Origin of the sequence: Nonomuraea sp. NPDC051191, from assembly GCF_044455665.1 — a bacterium.
GTDB lineage: Bacteria > Actinomycetota > Actinomycetes > Streptosporangiales > Streptosporangiaceae > Nonomuraea.
The window spans coordinates 83626-99041 of record NZ_JBITEZ010000027.1 but is presented as its reverse complement, the minus strand read 5'-3'; the positions used below and the strand labels follow the sequence as shown (position 1 = coordinate 99041).

Below are 15416 nucleotides of genomic sequence, written 5' to 3'. Positions count from 1 at the left end.
TCCCTCCGAAGTGCTGGAGCCATGGAGAGTGTCGGTGCCGTAGCGCGTCCCAGGCCGTGGGGCGCGCTCGCGACCTTCCTGATCATCCAGGCGGTGCTCGCCTGCTGGTGGGCGGCCTTCTACCCCGGGCTGTTCAGCCGCGATTCGGTGCTCTATCTCAGCCACACGGTCGTCGGGCCGTGGATGAGCGATCATTCGGTGGCCTACGACGCGCTGCTGTGGCTGAGCTTCACCAAGACCGGTGACCTCGGGGCGGTCTCGTTCGCCCAGACCACGGCGATGGCGGGGGCGCTGACCTATCTGGCGCGGTCGCTCGGGGCGTCGGGGGCGCCGCGGTGGGCCACGACGCTGGTGGCGGTGCTGGCGCCGGTGACGCCGACGGTCGGGGCGTTCACGGTCACGCTGTGGAAGGACGTGCCGTTCACGATCTGCGCGATCATGATCGCGGGGGTCTGCGCGCGCATGGCCGCGCGCCGGCGGGTCTCCCTGGCCGGGCTCGGCGTGCTCATGACGCTGCTCGGGCTCTTCCGCGCGAACGGCTTCCTCGTCGTGGGCATCGCCGTCGTCGTCCTGCTGGTGGTCGTCGCCACGCGACGGGTACGCCTCGCGCTCGTCGGCATGGTGGCGGCCGCCGTGCCGCTGCTGCTCACCAACCTGCTGTTCCCGCGGTTCGGCATCACGCCGCCGTCCAGCACGTACGTCTACCACACGGCCTTCGCCGACGTGGCGGTGGCGTTCAGGGAGCGTCCTGAGCTGTTCACCGAGCAGGACAAGGCGCTCATGACCTCGGTCGCGCCGCTCACCAGGTGGTGGGAGGGCGGCACCTGCGCCACGGTCAACCTGCTCATCTGGCGGCGCGACTTCAGCTGGCAGGCCGCCGACGCGCACGCGACCGAGCTGCTCGACCTGTGGAAACGGCTGCTGACCAGCGAGCCCGGGATGATCGTCGACGCCCGGTTGTGCCGGGGGGCGATCGCGTGGAGCCCGGTGCAGGACCCGTTCGTGGTGGGCGGGATGACGTACCGGTTCTCCCGGCGGCCCACCGCCGACACGTACGTGGGGCCCGGCAAGGTGCCGGACTTCGCCGGTCGTGGGGTGTTCTCGCTCCGGCCGCTGTCGGCCGAGCTGAACCAGGTGGCCGAGCCGTGGCTGACGGGGGCGCTGGCCCCGGAGTGGGACTGGGTGTTGTGGCGGGGGGCGTCGTGGGCCTACCTGTCGTACGCGGCGGTGGCGCTCGGGGCGCTGGCCCTGCGCAACCGCTATGTGCTCGGGGTGGCGGCGGTCGTGGCCGGGCAGCAGCTCGCCGTGCTGGCCAACATCTCGGCGCAGGACTTCCGGTACATGGCCACGCCGATCTTCGTCGGGCTGCTGCTGGTGCCGCTGCTCGTCGGGAGCGTCGGACGACTGCTGCTCGCCGCGGCCAGGTGGGCGTGGCGGGCGCTGCGGCGCCGGGCCACGCCCGCCGCGGAAGGCGGCTAGGCCAGATCCTGGCCGTCGGGCAGCCGGGTACGGCCGGGCAGCCGCACCACGGTGACGAAGAACTCGTCGATCTGCCGGATGACGGCCATGAACTGCTCCAGGTCAACGGGCTTGGTCACGTACGCGTTGGCGAACAGCTTGTAGCTGCGCAGGATGTCCTCCTCGGCCGAGGAGGTGGTCAGGACGACGACCGGGATCGCCCGCAGCTCCGGATCGCCCTTGATCTTCTCCAGCACCTGCCGCCCGTCGTACTTGGGCAGGTTGAGGTCGAGCAGGACGAGGTCGGGCCGGGGCGCGCCGACGTGCGCACCGCGCTGGTAGATGAAGTCGAGCGCCTCCAGGCCGTCGCGTACGACGTGGAGGTTGTTGCGGATCTTGTTGTCCTCGAACGCCTCGCGGGTGATGAGCTCGTCACCGGGATCGTCCTCCACCAGGAGCACTTCGATGGGCTGGACGGTCATTCGGGTGCTCCTTCGTCGGTGACGGCGGGCAGGGTGAAGCTGATCCGGGCTCCCTCGGTGTGGCCGGTGTCGAGCCAGATCGTACCGCCGTGGTTCTCCACGATCTTCTTGCACATCGCCAGGCCGATGCCGGTGCCGCTGTACGCCTCCCGGCTGTGCAGGCGCTGGAAGATGACGAAGATCTTATCGGCGAACTCGGCGTCCACGCCGATGCCGTTGTCGGTGACCGAGAACAGCCACTCCTTCTCCCGCTGCTCGCAGGTGATCCGGACGCGGGGTGCGCGGTCGGGGGCGCGGAACTTCAGCGCGTTGCCGACGAGGTTCTGCCAGAGCATGCCGAGCATCGTGGGGTCGCCGATCACGTTCGGCAGCGGGTCGGGCCGCTCGATCTCGGCGCCGGTCTCCTCGATCACCGTCGACAGGTCCACCAGTGCCTTGTCGAGCGACTCCTCCAGCTCGACCGGCTTGCGGTCGTCGTACAGGCGGCCGACGCGGGAGAAGGTGAGCAGGTCGTTGATCAGGACCTGCATGCGGGTGGCGCCGTCGACGGCGAAGTGGATGTACTGGACGCCGCGCTCGTCGAGCACGTCGCCGTAGCGCTTCTGGAGCAGCTGGCAGAACGTGGCGATCTTGCGCAGCGGCTCCTGGAGGTCGTGGGAGGCGACGTAGGCGAACTGCTCCAGCTCGGCGTTCGACCGCCGCAGCTCCTCGGCCTGGGCGTCGAGGCCCGCCGCCTGCTCGCGCAGCAGGACGTGCTGCTTGCGGGAATCGTCGAGGGCGAAGACGATCTTCGTGCGCATCGACTCCACGTCCCGTGCGACCTCGCGGATGTCGGCCGGCCCGCTGACGGGGATGACCCGGTCGAAGTCGCCGCCGGCGATGTCGCGGGCGGCTTCGCGCAGCTCGTCGAGCGGACGGCCGATCGCCCGCCGCAGCAGGACCGCCATCGCGACGCCGGCCAGCAGGAACAGGATCAGCATGATGACGAAGGCCAGGTTGCGCACCTGCTCGACCTGCGCCAGCTCCTCCTGGGCGCGCTGGCGGGTCTTGGCCAGCCGGTCGTCCTGCCGGTCGAGCAGCGCCCTGATCTCGTCGAAGGCGTGCTTGCCGCTCTCGATGCGGCTCGCGGAGATGATGCCGTCGGCCCGCTTGTCGGCGGTGAGCGGCTCGGCGTAGTCGCGCCGCCAGGCGGCCGCCGTGTCGCTGACGGCCTGCAGCTCGCCCTTCAGCTCCGGACGGTCGCCGATGAGCGCGGCGATGCGTTCGCGGCTGCGCCGCTCGGCCTCCACGCCCGCCGTGTACGGCTCAAGAAAGTCCTCGTTGCCGGTCAGCAGGAAGCCGCGTACGCCGGTCTCCTGGTCGATGAGCGTGCTGCGCAACTGGGCGGCCTCGATCCTGGCCGGCGAGATGCGCAGGATGACCTGGTCCGACAGCCGGGCGGTGCGGTCGAGCATCACGGTGGCGACCACGACGCAGGTGACCACCAGGACCGACACGGCCGCGATCATCAGCACGAACCAGCCGTGCACGGTCAGCCGCCGCCAGCCCTGCTCATCCGCCCGCGTACGGGAAACCTTCTGCACGGCCCGCCTCTCCGGAGCGGACGCCTGTCCGCTCACGATTCGTCTTTCCAGCGCAGGTGCACGACGGCGACGTCGTCGGCCGTCGCGTCGTGGACGGAGGCCGCCTCGACGTCGGCGAGGATCGCGTCGAGCAGGGCCTCGCTGCCGAGGCCGGTCCACCGGTGGGACAGCTCCAGCAGGCCCTCCTCGCCCAGCCACCGCGGCGCCTCCCCCGGCAGCCGTCGCTCGAAGAGGCCGTCGGTGTAGAGCGTCACGCCGCCGCCCTCGGGCAGCTCCAGCAGGTCCTCCTCCCAATCGGCCTCGATGGGCAGGCCGAGCGCGGGCCCCTGGCGGGGGTCGGCGAGGAGCACCGAGTCGGCCGTGTGCAGCAGCAGGCCGGGATGCCCGGCGCGCCAGACGCGCATGGTGTGCCGGTCGGGCTCCAGGACGACGGTGGACATCGTGACGAAGATCTCCGAGCCGGCCCGTTCGGCCAGGAGGATGCGTTCGAGCTGGCGCAGCAGGGGGACGCCGGTCACGCCGTTGAGCACCAGCGCGCGCCAGGCGATGCGCAGGCAGACGCCGAGCGCGGCCTCGTCGGGTCCGTGGCCGCACACGTCGCCGATCACCGCGTGCACGACCTTGTCGTCGGTCTCGACGACGTCGAAGAAGTCGCCGCCCAGCGTGGACGACCCGCGGCTGGCCCGGTAGCGGGAGGCGACCTCCAGCGGCATCTGCTGCAGCAGCGGCGACGGCAGCAGGCCGCGCTCCAGGCGGGCGTTCTCCTTGGCCCGCATGCGCTCGGTGTGCAGCGCCACGGCCGCCTGCTCGGCCTGCTTGCGCTGGATGGCGTAGCGCAGGGTGCGGCCCAGCCATTCGGCCTCGACCCGGCCTTTGACCAGGTAGTCCTGGGCTCCGGCGGTCACCGCGGCGAGGCCCGCGCCCTCTTCGGCCAGGCCGGTCAGCACGACGACGGCGGCGTCCCCTGCCTCCTCCAGCACCGACGACAACGCGGAGAACTCGTAGGAGTCGGGCAGGCCGAGGTCGAGCAGCACGCACTGGGGACGCAGCCGGGCCAGCGCCCTGCGCGCCTCGTCGACCGAGCGCGCCCACTCCAGCCGCACGGCGAGGCCGCTGTCCTCCAGCAGCTCCTGGACGATCAGCGCATCCTGCGGATCGTCCTCCACGAGCAACACCAACGGCTGCCGGTCATCCTCACTCGCATGGGCCATGTTGGCAATTGCACCCTTCGTCACCGGCACCGAGCTCTAGCGAATCGACGCCTCAGGTGCCCCACTGCCCACTCCGGCCAAGATTTGGCCCAAACTCACCGACTTTTCCCAGAAAACTTTCCGGTATGCGTCCACGGGCTGAGCAATCGTCACGGGCCAGGATCCGGCGGGCACGGCGAATCGACCTCTTTCCACCATAACCAATGCTCTGACCTGCATTAACCGCTCATGGCCGGACATGCGAACGGTCCGGACCGAAGCCGGCCCGGACCGTCAGCACAACGGCGTCACTCCCACTCGATGGTGCCCGGGGGCTTGCTCGTCACGTCGACGACCACCCGGTTGACCTCGCGTACCTCGTTGGTGATGCGGGTGGAGATGCGCGACAGGACGTCGTAGGGCACCCGCGCCCAGTCGGCCGTCATCGCGTCCTCGGACGTCACGGGCCGCAGCACGACCGGGTGGCCGTAGGTGCGGCCGTCGCCCTGCACGCCCACCGAACGCACGTCGGCCAGCAGCACCACCGGGCACTGCCAGATCTGCCGGTCGAGGCCGGCGCGGGAGAGCTCTTCGCGGGCGATGGCGTCGGCCTCGCGCAGCAGCGCCAGGCGGTCGCGGGTGACCTCGCCCACGATGCGGATGCCGAGCCCGGGGCCCGGGAACGGCTGCCGCCAGACCATGGCGGGCGGCAGGCCCAGCTCTTCGCCGGCCCTGCGGACCTCGTCCTTGAACAGCGCGCGCAGCGGCTCGACCAGCTTGAACTGGAGGTCTTCCGGCAGGCCGCCGACATTGTGGTGGGACTTGATGTTGGCGGTGCCCGTGCCGCCGCCGGACTCGACGACGTCGGGGTAGAGGGTGCCCTGGACCAGGAAGTCGACCGGGCCGTCGGCCATGATGGCGCGCTGCTCGTCCTCGAAGACGCGGATGAACTCGCGGCCGATGATCTTCCGCTTCTCCTCCGGGTCGGTGACGCCCTCCAGCGCCTTCAGGAAGCGGTCGGAGGCGTCGACGACGCGCAGCTTGACGCCCGTGACGGCCACGAAGTCGCGCTCGACCTGCTCGGCCTCGCCCTTGCGCAGCAGCCCGTGGTCGACGAAGACGCAGGTGAGCCGGTCTCCGATGGCCCGCTGGACGATCGCGGCGGCCACCGCGGAGTCGACGCCGCCCGACAGCGCGCAGATGGCGCGGCCGTCGCCGACCTGGCGGCGCACGGACTCGACGGAGTCTTCGACGATGTTGAGCATCGTCCAGGACGGACGGCAGCCGGCCGCGTCGAGGAAGTGCTTGAGCACGGCCTGACCGTGCTCGGAGTGGAGCACCTCGGGGTGGAACTGCACGCCGTAGAGGCCGCGCTCGGGGTGCTCGAAGGCGGCGACCGGCGTCTCGCTCGTGGACGCGGTCACCGCGAAGCCCTCGGGGGCCGCGGCCACGCTGTCGCCGTGGGACATCCAGACCGTCTGCGCGGCGGGCAGCCCCTGGAAGATGACGCCCTCGTCGAGCACCTGGAGCGCGGTGCCGCCGTATTCGGCGACGCCCGTGCGGGCGACCTCGCCGCCCAGCGCCTGGGCCATGGCCTGGAAGCCGTAACAGATGCCGAACGTGGGCACGCCGGTCGAGAACAGGCCGTGCGGCACGGGCGGCGCGCCTTCGGCGTAGACCGAGGACGGCCCGCCGGACAGGATGATCGCCTTGGGCTTCTTGGCCATCATCTCCTCGACGGGCATCGTCGAGGGCACGATCTCGGAGTAGACGTGGCACTCGCGCACCCGCCTGGCGATGAGCTGCGCGTACTGTGCGCCGAAGTCGACCACCAGCACTGTGTCGAATTCAGACACCGTGAGAACCCCCCAAAGGCGAAATGCGGTGCCTTCATTGTATCGGCCTCGGGTATTACGCCTGGCCTCACACCCGCACTCGTGCTAACACAGAACGGTGGATCTTGTCTGGCCGGCCTTGGCGTGGGCCGTGTGGGCCGCCGCGCTGGCCGCCGCGTTCGGGTTGACGACGCGCCGGGCCGCCTCTCCCCCGCCCGTCCCTGCTCCCCAGGCGCCGCCGTCCGTCGTCGAGCTCTTACGCGGGCTGCGCGCCGGCGAGGTCTTCCACGCCACGGTCTTCGACCTGGCCAGGCGCGGGTTCCTGACGATCCGGGGCGACCGGCTCACGCTCTCCGCGAACGGCGAGGGGCAGTTGTGGCCGTACGAGCGGTGGGTGCTCGACCGGATGGCCGCACGGCTGGCGGGAGCGCCGCAGGCGCCGGTCGTCGCCGTGATGCCGGACAGCGGCGACCTCGACGCCGAGTTCGTGCCCCTGGTGCGGCAGAGCGCCATCGACCTCGGGCTGGCCCGGCGGCGCTGGCAGAGCATGCTCGTGCCGCTGCTGCTGGCCGCCGCGCTCGCCGTCCCCTGGTACGTCACCATCTCCCAGGCGGGCGTGTCGTGGCCCGGCTGGATCGCCACGGCGGGGGCGTTCGTGGCCGGGACCGCGCTGCTGCTCGGCGGGCGCGGCTTCCTGCTGACGCCGCTCGGCCGCGAGGTCGCCGGGCCCGAGCCCGCGCCGGTGGACCCGCGACAGGAGTGGATCTTCACCGGCGACGGGTGGCGCGGCGTCCTGGTCGAGCCCGCGCCCCGCGACGGCGGCGCGGCCAAGCGGCAGGAGGTCGAGGGCCGGGTGGTCAAGCGCTGGATCGTGACCGAGCACGGCGACGACCTGTCCTCCTCGCGCACCTGTTACGTGGCGGTGCACGACGGCACCTCGGAGCGGGCGCCGGCCTACCGGGCCAAGGAGCGGTTCTACCAGGACGTGCTGCCGGGCGACTTCGTCCGGCTGCTGGTCAATCCCCGGCGTGGGAGCGTGGTGAGCGTGCTGGTCCACGAGCGCCGCTGGTAGCGCCGGGCAGGTCGCCCGACAGCAGGAGCTCGGTCTGCCTGCGCAGGCGGTCGCCGAACTCGGGGTGGGTCAGCACGAGGAAACGTTCCTCGTGGATGGCCCGGACGACGAGGGCGGCGACCTCGGCGGGCTCGACGCCGCGCGCCATGGCCGCCGCGACGGCCTCGCGGGCGGCCGACTCGTCGTCCGTCGGGGTGGTGACCAGGTCGGCCGGGCGGGAGCGGTCGGAGTCGTCGATCCGCGTCCGGACCGCGCCGGGGCAGAGCGCGGTCACGCGGAGCTTGGAGCCCACGGTGGCGAGGTCCTGGGCGAGCGACTGGGAGGCGGCCAGCGCGGCGTACTTGGTGATCGCGTAGCCGCCCGCGCCCGGCGCGGCGAGCAGCCCGGCCACGGACACGGTGTTGACGACGTGCCCCTCGGTGTCCTGCCGGATCATGCGCGGCACGAACGCGTGCACGCCGTGCAGCACGCCCCACAGGTTCACGCCGAGCAGCCAGGCGAAGTCCTCGGCGGTCCTGGTCCACATGTGACCGCCCTGGTAGACGCCGGCGTTGTTGCACAGCACGTGCACCGCGCCCAGCTCGCCGAAGCTCCGGTCGGCCAGGTGCCGCACGGCGGCCGCGTCGGAGACGTCGGTGACCTGCGTGAGCACCTCGCCCGGCCCGGCGGACGCCTTCTCCGCGAGCGCGGCCGTCCCGGCCAGCCCGCCGGGGTCGACGTCGGCCAGCATCAACGCCATGCCCTCGGCGGCGAACCGGACGGCCAGGGCCCTGCCGATGCCGCTGGCCGCGCCCGTCACCACCGCGACCTTGCCGGACAGTTCACGCACCGCCTGAACCTCCCTAGCGCTCGCTCGGTCCCCCCGACGCTACAGGATCGCGCCGAGCAAACCCAGGGGCGGCGAGCCGAGATCGAACAGCGCCTTGTGGAAGCGCTGGAGCGTGAAGCCCGCTCCCCACTGCTCGCGCGCCTGCTCGCGCAGATCGAGGATGAGCAGCTTGCCCCAGGTGTAGCGGCCGTACGTCGGGTCGAAGGAGGCGCGGCGGGCCTCCGACAGCGCGGCGGGACCGGCCAGGTGGGTGTCGGACTCGAAGCGCCTGGCGCCCTCCTCGACCGTCATCTGCCCGGTGTGCACGCCGATCGCGCAGGCCAGCCGGGTGACCCGGATCAGGGCCTCCACCCAGACGCCGATCTCGAAGCGCGGGTCGTCGGGCGCGAAGCCCTCCTCGACGCACAACTCCTCGGCGTAGTGCGCCCAGCCTTCGACGAAGGCCATCGACTGCAGCAGCCGCCGCACGTCCGAGGGGGCCCGGCGCAGCGCGCGGGCGTGCGAGAAGTGGCCGGGGGCCACCTCGTGCACGTTGATGGCGGGCAGCGTGGTGGCGCTGAAGACCTCCAGCCACTCCTCCTGGTCGCGCTCGCTCCAGGACGCGTCCGGCGGGGTGATGTGGTACCAGGAGGGCCCCTCGGGCTCGCCCGGCGAGTTCCACGCCATCATGGCCATGGCCCAGCGGCGCGACTCCGGCGCCAGCCCGACCAGGCACTCGCCGTCGTGGTAGGGCACGAGGTCCTTCTCGCGGGTGAAGGCGATGGCCTGTTCGGTGCCGATCCTGGCCGCCTCGATCACGCCGTCGGCGTCGGGGTGGTCCTTGACCAGCTCGCGTACGACGTCGAGGGGCGGTTCGGAGCGTCCGAGCTTCGCGCAGGACTCGGCGAGCAGCCCCATGAGCCGGTCGCGTTCGGCGTCGGCGCGCTCGGCCAGCCTGCCCAGGTCGACCGGCAGGCCCTCGGCGCTGCTCATGAGCTTGACCAGGGCCGCGCCGCCGAGCGCCGCGTCGGGGTCGCCCTCGGCGGCGGCCCGCGCGACGTGCGCCACGAGCCTGCCGTGGGCCTCGATCGCGGCCTCGTCGGTGATGCCCGCGGCCAGGCCCTTCACCGCGCCCAGCAGGGACGTGGCGACCGGCGCCGCGACCTGGTCGAGCGAGGCGATCGCGGCGTCCACGGCGGCCGGCCACTGCGCCAGGTGGGCGGCCTTGGCGGCGGCGCGCTCGGCCTCGGGGCCGTAGTCGCGGTCGTAGCAGGCCAGGTCGAGGTTGGACAGGTGGATCAGCGGGTTCCTGCGGTGCAGCTCCAGCTCGCCGAGCTGGGCGCGCATGGTCTCCTCGAAGATCTGCAGGTGCTCGGCGTCGTGCGGGTCGGCCGGCGCCTCGCCCTTGCCCAGGCGCTCCAGACCGGCCCGTACGCCCTCGGGAGACAGGTCCTGGATCTGGCCGTCGTACTCGTGCCTGCCGCCCCCTTCGCGCGCCTCGGACACCATCAAGTCGGTGATCGCGCGCAATCTGGGGTCAAGTTCTGTCATGTCGCCGACGCTAGCGCACGGCCCTGATCCTGAGGACCCCGACGGAGCCGACCAGCGAGATCACGATGCCCACGACGAACAGCGCCGGGTAGCCGCCCGTCCCCACCACGACGGCGGCGAGGGCGGGCGCCAGGATCTGCGGCCCGGCGTTGGCGATGTTGATGACGCCCATGTCCTTGCCCGCGTCGTCGGGGTCCGGCAGCACCTTCGTCACCAGGGCCATGTCCACGGCCAGGTAGACGCCGAACGCGATGCCGTGCGCGACGTTGTAGACGATCATGCCCTCGAACGTCGGCATCACCAGCGGGATGCCCAGGAACACCGCCGAGGACAGTCCGGCGACGAGCGCGAACAGCCGGAAGCGGCCGAGGCGGTCGGAGATCGGGCCGATCACGAGCACCGCGAGCAGCGTGGCGGCCTGGCCCATGAGCATCAGCAGGCCCATCGTGGCGACCACCTCGCCCTTGGGGATCTTGATGAAGTCCTCAAGGAGGAAGAGGTTGAAGGTGAAGATGACGAAATATCCGAGCATGACGCCGAAGCGGGACACGAAGGCCCAGGTGAAGTCCGGGCTCTTCAGCGGGCGTACGAACCCGGCCAGGAACGCCCTCAGGCCGAACGGCTCGCGCGCCATCCCCACCGAGGACGTGTCCGGCGTCGCGACCACGACCAGCACCGCCGCGACCAGCAGCAGCACCATCGCCACGTAGTACGCCCCGCCGGCGGCCAACTGCGGGAACACGACGAACATGATCGACGCCGCGATGGTGGCCAGCGGCGTGCCGAGCCCGAACAGGCCGGAGTAGGTGCCGTACCGGCTCGGCGGGACCCGGTCGGGCAGGATCGCGGTCATGGCGGCCTGGTAGCCGTTCATGATGGTCTGCACGCCCGCCCAGCTGATGCCGAGCATGAGCACGCTGCCCGCGTTGGCCTGCGCGAACAGGGCGAGCACGCCGAGCAGGACGCAACCGAGTATCCACGGCGAGCGGCGGCCGAAGCGTGACCTGGTCCGGTCGGAGATCTGGCCGAAGACGGGGTTGGCGAGGGTGGCCATGAGCGGGCCGATCGAGTTGGCCAGGCCCAGCGCGGCCACGTCGTTGACGCCGGTGATGCGCTGCACGTGCACGGGCAGGACGAACGCGCCCACGCTCATCCACAGGAACATGACGGCGACGTTGGCCAGCGGAAGCGTCAGGTGGAGCGGCCCGAGCCGCCGGGTGTCCCTCTGCGCGCCGCTCAGAACTTCAGCCATGGGGGGACCTTTCCGAGCAGTGATGATACGTATCACCGACGATTGCTCTGGACTGTAGGTCGCACGGGAAGGGCTGACAAGACGCGCGTCCAACTTGTTACGCGCCTCAGGCGCTGGCCCTGATCACCAGCCGGGGCTCGAACCGGGCGACGACCTCGCCGGCCACGGACGGCCGCTCTCCCCGGACGATCCCGTCGATCTCGCCCGCCAGGTCGGCCGGGCTCGCGGTGGCGTCGAAGTGCACGCTGGTCAGCCGGGGCCGCATGAGCGTGCAGATCGGCAGGTCGTCGGCGCCGACGACGGCGACGTCCTCGGGGACCCGCAGACCGGCGTCCTGCAACGCGCTGATCAGCAACATCGCGTACTCGTCGTTGTAGGCGAAGACGCCGTCGGGCAGGTCTCCCGCGCGGACGATCCGCCCCGCCTCCTCCTCGGAGAAGGCCAGGTCGATGCGCGCGGCGCCGGGAACGACCTCCCGCACCCCCGCCAGCCGGGCCCGTCCCATGGCGTCGACGCCCTCCTCCCGGGGCACGACGGCCGCCAGCCGCCGGCTCCCCCGTTCGACCAGGTGGCGGGCGGCCGCGGCGCCGAGGGCCCGGTGGTCGAACACCACGGCCGGCACCAGGGGGGAGGGCTGGTCGGACAGGCCGACGACGGCCCGGACGCCCGAGGCGTGCAGCAGGTCCACGGCGGGCCTGGTCAGCCGCGCGGCCTCGACGATGACGGCCGAGGGCCGCAGGGCGAGCCAGCTCCTGGCCGCCGCCACGCCCTTGAGGGTGCGCTCGCCGTACTGGACGAGGGTGTAGCCGCGGGTCCTGAACTCCTCCTCCAGCTCGTCGAACACCTGCTGCGCCAGCCGGCCCACCCTGGCCCGCGACAGCGGCATGAGCACGATGCCGCTGCGGCCCGTACGCAGCGTGCGGGCGGCGGCGTCGGGCACGTAGCCCAGCCGGGCGGCGGCGTCGCGGACCCGCCTGCGGGTCTCCTCGCTCACGCGGGCGTGGGGGTTGTCGGTGAGCACGTAGGAGACCGTGGCCTGTGAGACTCCCGCGGCCCTGGCCACGTCGACGCTGGTCGGCGGGCGGTCCCCCCTTGTCGTGTTCACGGGGTGGATGGTATCAACTGCTTATACGTATAATCAGGAGAGGTTGCCGCATGAAGCTGCACACTCGTGAATGGGGCTCGGGCGACCGCCTGGCCGTCCTCGTCCACGGCATCATGGCCGACTCGCGATGCTGGTGGCGGGTGGGCCCCGAGCTGGCCGCGCGCGGCTACCGGGTCATCGCCGTCGATCTTCCCGGCCACGGCGAGAGCCCCCGCGCCGACGCCTATCCGCCCGAGCTGTTCGCCTCGTCGCTGGCGGAGTCGGTGCCCGCGCACCCCGAGCTGGCCATCGGGCACTCGCTCGGCGGTCTCACGCTCGGCCTCGCCGTCGAACGGCTCATGCCCGTACGGGCGATCTACTCCGATCCGGCCTTCCGCCTGCCGACGCCGGAGAGCGGCGCCCTGGAGTCGATGGCCGAGTTCACCGACGAGACCGGCGAGCTGATCGCCGCTCTGCACCCCGGCTTCTCGGCCGAGGAGGTGGCGGTCGAGGTCGAGATGCTCGCACGCTGGGACCGCGGGTCGGCGCTGTCGCTCGTCGAGGCGTCCGGCATGGACTTCACGCCCGCGCCCGTCGTGCCGTCGCTGGTGCAGGTGGCCGACCCGAGTCTCCTGGTGCCGCCGGCGTTCCAGGAGGAGTTGCGGGGCAAGGGGTTCGAGGTGCGCGTGGTCACGGGGGCCGAGCACACGATCCACCGCCACCTGTTCGAGGACTTCCTGGCGGGGCTGGAGGGCTGGATCAGACCCGCTTCCGCAGCTCGGTGAGGCGTGCGGCGACGTCGAGGCCCTTGGCGGCGGCCCAGGCGTCGTCGTGGTACGTCGCCAGGTGCCGGTCGGCCGCGTCGCCCACCAGCGAGACGACCGTGCCGGTCTCGCCCCTGGCCCGCATGCGCGCGGCCAGGTCGAGCGCGGCCCACAGCGCGGTGCCGGACGAGCCGCCCACCGGCAGCCCGGTGACCTCCCTGATGAGCCGGGCCCCCGCCACGCTCGCCGCGTCGGGCACCGGGACCACCAGATCGACCAGGTCGGGCCGGAACCCCGGCTCCACGCGCGGACGACCGACGCCCTCGATCCGCGAGGGCATGCCGGTGGCGTAGTCGGGCACGTCGAGCGTCCAGCCCGGGAAGTACGCGGAGTTGTCGGGATCGGCGACGGCCACCCGGCAGCCGAACCGCCCGGCCACGGCCCCCAACGTGGCCGAGGTCGCGCCGGTGCCCGCGCCCGTCACCACCCAGTCGGGACGGACCTGGGCGAACAGCTCCTCGGCCAGATCGTGCGGCGCGGCCCGGCCGAACTGGTCGAGGAAGTGGCCGCCGATCCGCCTGGCCGCGTCGTAGATGGCCAGCGGCGGCGTGACGAACCGGCACTCGCCGCCCAGCGCCTCCACCGCGCGAGCCCGCGCCGGGTCGTGCCTCCCCGGCATGACCACGACATAGGGCAGGCCGAGCCGCCGGGCGAACCACGCCTGCGCGACCGCCGCGTTGCCGCCGGTGGCCTCGACCACGGTGGTGCCCTCGGTGACCAGGCCGTCGAGCACCGCCTGCCGGAACAGGGCCCTGGCGTGCCGGTGCCGCAGGCTGCCCGTCGGCTGGCCGGACTCGTCCTTCAGCAGCAGGCGCACGCCCGGGACCCGGACGGGGAAGTCGATCAGCCTGGTGGGGGGCCCGGCGGCCAGCGCGTCGAGCGCGCGCGTGCTCCAGCTCACCGGACCACCATGTCAGGACGAGGTCAGGAAAGCTCCACCTGTTCGCCAGGGGCGAGCAGCACGAACCGCTCGCCGAGCCCCGCGAACGCCTTCTCCAGCGTGTCGCGGCCCTGCGTGAAGTGCGCCCACTGCTCGAAGTGCAGCGGGACGACGTGCCGCGCGCCCAGGATGTCGGCGGCGGTGACGGCGTCCTCGCTGGTCAGCGTCAGGAAGCCGTCCACCAGCGGGGTGCGCGCGCCGCCCGCGAACAGCAGCGCCACGTCGATCTGGGGGAACCTGGCGGCCACGGCCCGTACGACGTCGAGCGAGGCGTTGTCGCCGCTCACGTAGACGGTGGGCAGGCCCTCGCCGCTCAGCACGAAGCCGGTGACCTCGCCCGTCAGGTGCTCGGTCCCGTCGGGGCCGTGCTGGGCGGGCACGCCGGTCACCCGCACCGGGCCGACCTCGGTCTCGCTCCAGTTGGGCAGGGCGCGCACCGGCTCGCCCACCCGCTCGGCCGCCGACGCGGTGGACAGCGCCAGCGGCACCGTGGCGAGGAGCGCGCGGCCCGCATTGTCCAAGTTGTCGGGGTGCTGGTCGTGCGAGAGCAGCACGGCGTCCACCGGGCCCACCTCGTCAGGGGCGAAGGCGGGGCCGGCCGTCTTCTTGAGCACCCTGGCGCCGACCGGGTGGTCGCCCGGCGCGTCGAAGGTGGGGTCGACCAGCAGCCGCACGCCGCCCAGCTCGATGACGGCGGTAGGACCACCGGCGTAACGAATCTTCATGTCCGTCAACGACACGGCGGCACGGCGGGTTTATTCCGCAGGCCGTCGAGCACCCGGGTCAGCGTGCGGTGGCAGAGCGCGCGGAAGTCGGGCGCCGCCATGCCCATCCGGCCGCTCAGGTACTGCTGGACCAGGCCCTGGGTGCTCGCCGTGACCGCGAGCGTGGTCTCCAGCGGGTCGTCCTCGCGCAGCACGCCCGTGCGCATTCCCTCCTCGACCAGCGCCACGACCACGCTGAACGGCGGGCCCTGGCCGTCGCGGAAGTCGTCGGGGAAGCGGCGGGCCCGCGCCCAGGCGTCGGAGGTCAGGAAGTGGTACAGGTGGGGGCTGCCGAGCGCGAAGTCGAGGAAGTCGTCGAGCGCCGCCCTCACGCGTTCCTCCAGGCCGCCCGTCCGGGGCCGGCGGGCCCACGCCTCGGCCAGCTCGCGGGCGGCGGCGTCGGCGACGGCACGCAGCAGGGCCTCCCTGTTGGGGAAGTGCCGGTAGATGGCCATGGCGGTGACGCCCACGGCCTCGCCCACGCGCCGCATGCTGACGGCCTCGGCGCCCTCCTCCAGCAGGATGCGCCGGGCCACGGCCTCGATGCGCGCCGCCGTCCCTCGCTCACTCACG

The 15416-nt window shown here is 72.3% G+C and carries 14 protein-coding genes; 3 read left to right on the top strand and 11 right to left on the bottom strand.

The annotated features are described in order from the left end of the window. Nucleotides 1-21 precede the first annotated feature (21 nt). A complete protein-coding gene (locus ACIA8R_RS48700; protein ID WP_397044715.1) occupies nt 22-1479 on the top strand; it encodes a hypothetical protein in 1458 nt (485 codons plus the stop codon). Here the strand turns inward: ACIA8R_RS48700 and ACIA8R_RS48695 are convergent. The 4 genes from ACIA8R_RS48695 to guaA all read right to left on the bottom strand — a co-directional run bounded on the left by ACIA8R_RS48695 (nt 1476) and on the right by guaA (nt 6569). After that, the gene (locus ACIA8R_RS48695) at nt 1476-1940 is read right to left on the bottom strand and encodes a response regulator (RefSeq protein WP_357705844.1); all 465 of its coding nucleotides are present in this window, start codon (nt 1938-1940) and stop codon (nt 1476-1478) included. The genes ACIA8R_RS48700 and ACIA8R_RS48695 overlap by 4 nt on opposite strands. After that, nucleotides 1937-3523: a CHASE3 domain-containing protein gene (locus ACIA8R_RS48690; RefSeq protein WP_397044713.1), complete on the bottom strand. Its 1587-nt coding sequence runs from the start codon at nt 3521-3523 to the stop codon at nt 1937-1939. The genes ACIA8R_RS48695 and ACIA8R_RS48690 overlap by 4 nt, the downstream gene beginning before the upstream one ends. A gap of 32 nt (nt 3524-3555) precedes the next feature. After that, nucleotides 3556-4734: a SpoIIE family protein phosphatase gene (locus tag ACIA8R_RS48685; protein ID WP_364085927.1), complete on the bottom strand. Its 1179-nt coding sequence runs from the start codon at nt 4732-4734 to the stop codon at nt 3556-3558. 287 nt (nt 4735-5021) lie between these two features. Further along, a complete protein-coding gene (gene guaA / locus ACIA8R_RS48680) occupies nt 5022-6569 on the bottom strand; it encodes a glutamine-hydrolyzing GMP synthase (protein ID WP_357705847.1) in 1548 nt (515 codons plus the stop codon). Nucleotides 6570-6666: 97 nt separating this feature from the next. Between guaA and ACIA8R_RS48675 the strand changes: the two genes are divergently transcribed. Further along, complete coding sequence (locus ACIA8R_RS48675; RefSeq protein WP_397044710.1) at nt 6667-7620, top strand: hypothetical protein; 954 nt, start codon at nt 6667-6669, stop codon at nt 7618-7620. On the opposite strand, the gene ACIA8R_RS48670 is transcribed toward ACIA8R_RS48675, so the two are convergent. The 4 genes from ACIA8R_RS48670 to ACIA8R_RS48655 form a co-directional block, all read right to left on the bottom strand. Continuing rightward, nucleotides 7565-8449: an SDR family NAD(P)-dependent oxidoreductase gene (locus ACIA8R_RS48670; protein ID WP_364085921.1), complete on the bottom strand. Its 885-nt coding sequence runs from the start codon at nt 8447-8449 to the stop codon at nt 7565-7567. The two genes, ACIA8R_RS48675 and ACIA8R_RS48670, sit on opposite strands and share 56 nt — an antisense overlap. 39 nt (nt 8450-8488) lie before the next feature. After that, complete coding sequence (locus tag ACIA8R_RS48665; protein ID WP_357705850.1) at nt 8489-9979, bottom strand: DUF885 family protein; 1491 nt, start codon at nt 9977-9979, stop codon at nt 8489-8491. A gap of 10 nt (nt 9980-9989) precedes the next feature. Next, on the bottom strand, nt 9990-11231 hold the full coding sequence (locus ACIA8R_RS48660) for an MFS transporter (protein WP_364085917.1): 1242 nt from the start codon (nt 11229-11231) through the stop codon (nt 9990-9992). A gap of 106 nt (nt 11232-11337) precedes the next feature. Continuing rightward, entirely contained in the window at nt 11338-12336 is a 999-nt protein-coding gene (locus tag ACIA8R_RS48655; protein WP_364085913.1) for a LacI family DNA-binding transcriptional regulator, read from the bottom strand. Between the two features lie 50 nt (nt 12337-12386). Here ACIA8R_RS48655 and ACIA8R_RS48650 point away from each other — a divergent pair, with 50 nt between their 5' ends. Beyond that, nucleotides 12387-13100: an alpha/beta fold hydrolase gene (locus tag ACIA8R_RS48650; protein WP_364085909.1), complete on the top strand. Its 714-nt coding sequence runs from the start codon at nt 12387-12389 to the stop codon at nt 13098-13100. Here the strand turns inward: ACIA8R_RS48650 and ACIA8R_RS48645 are convergent. From ACIA8R_RS48645 to ACIA8R_RS48635, 3 genes are read right to left on the bottom strand one after another with little or no spacing between them, the layout of a single operon-like run. Continuing rightward, a complete protein-coding gene (locus ACIA8R_RS48645; RefSeq protein ID WP_364085905.1) occupies nt 13075-14040 on the bottom strand; it encodes a pyridoxal-phosphate dependent enzyme in 966 nt (321 codons plus the stop codon). The genes ACIA8R_RS48650 and ACIA8R_RS48645 overlap by 26 nt on opposite strands. A gap of 23 nt (nt 14041-14063) precedes the next feature. After that, complete coding sequence (locus tag ACIA8R_RS48640; RefSeq protein ID WP_357705855.1) at nt 14064-14804, bottom strand: MBL fold metallo-hydrolase; 741 nt, start codon at nt 14802-14804, stop codon at nt 14064-14066. Nucleotides 14805-14809: 5 nt separating this feature from the next. Beyond that, a complete protein-coding gene (locus ACIA8R_RS48635) occupies nt 14810-15415 on the bottom strand; it encodes a TetR/AcrR family transcriptional regulator (protein ID WP_364085901.1) in 606 nt (201 codons plus the stop codon). Nucleotide 15416 lies beyond the last annotated feature (1 nt).

Excerpts from the sequence above, each read along its gene's own strand:
- ACIA8R_RS48700 (WP_397044715.1), top strand. The coding sequence starts at position 22 with ATGGAGAGTGTCGGTGCCGTAGCGCGTCCCAGGCCGTGGGGCGCGCTC.
- ACIA8R_RS48695 (WP_357705844.1), bottom strand. The coding sequence starts at position 1,940 with ATGACCGTCCAGCCCATCGAAGTGCTCCTGGTGGAGGACGATCCCGGT.
- ACIA8R_RS48685 (WP_364085927.1), bottom strand. The coding sequence starts at position 4,734 with ATGGCCCATGCGAGTGAGGATGACCGGCAGCCGTTGGTGTTGCTCGTG.
- ACIA8R_RS48665 (WP_357705850.1), bottom strand. The coding sequence starts at position 9,979 with ATGACAGAACTTGACCCCAGATTGCGCGCGATCACCGACTTGATGGTG.
- ACIA8R_RS48660 (WP_364085917.1), bottom strand. The coding sequence starts at position 11,231 with ATGGCTGAAGTTCTGAGCGGCGCGCAGAGGGACACCCGGCGGCTCGGG.
- ACIA8R_RS48650 (WP_364085909.1), top strand. The coding sequence starts at position 12,387 with ATGAAGCTGCACACTCGTGAATGGGGCTCGGGCGACCGCCTGGCCGTC.
- ACIA8R_RS48640 (WP_357705855.1), bottom strand. The coding sequence starts at position 14,804 with ATGAAGATTCGTTACGCCGGTGGTCCTACCGCCGTCATCGAGCTGGGC.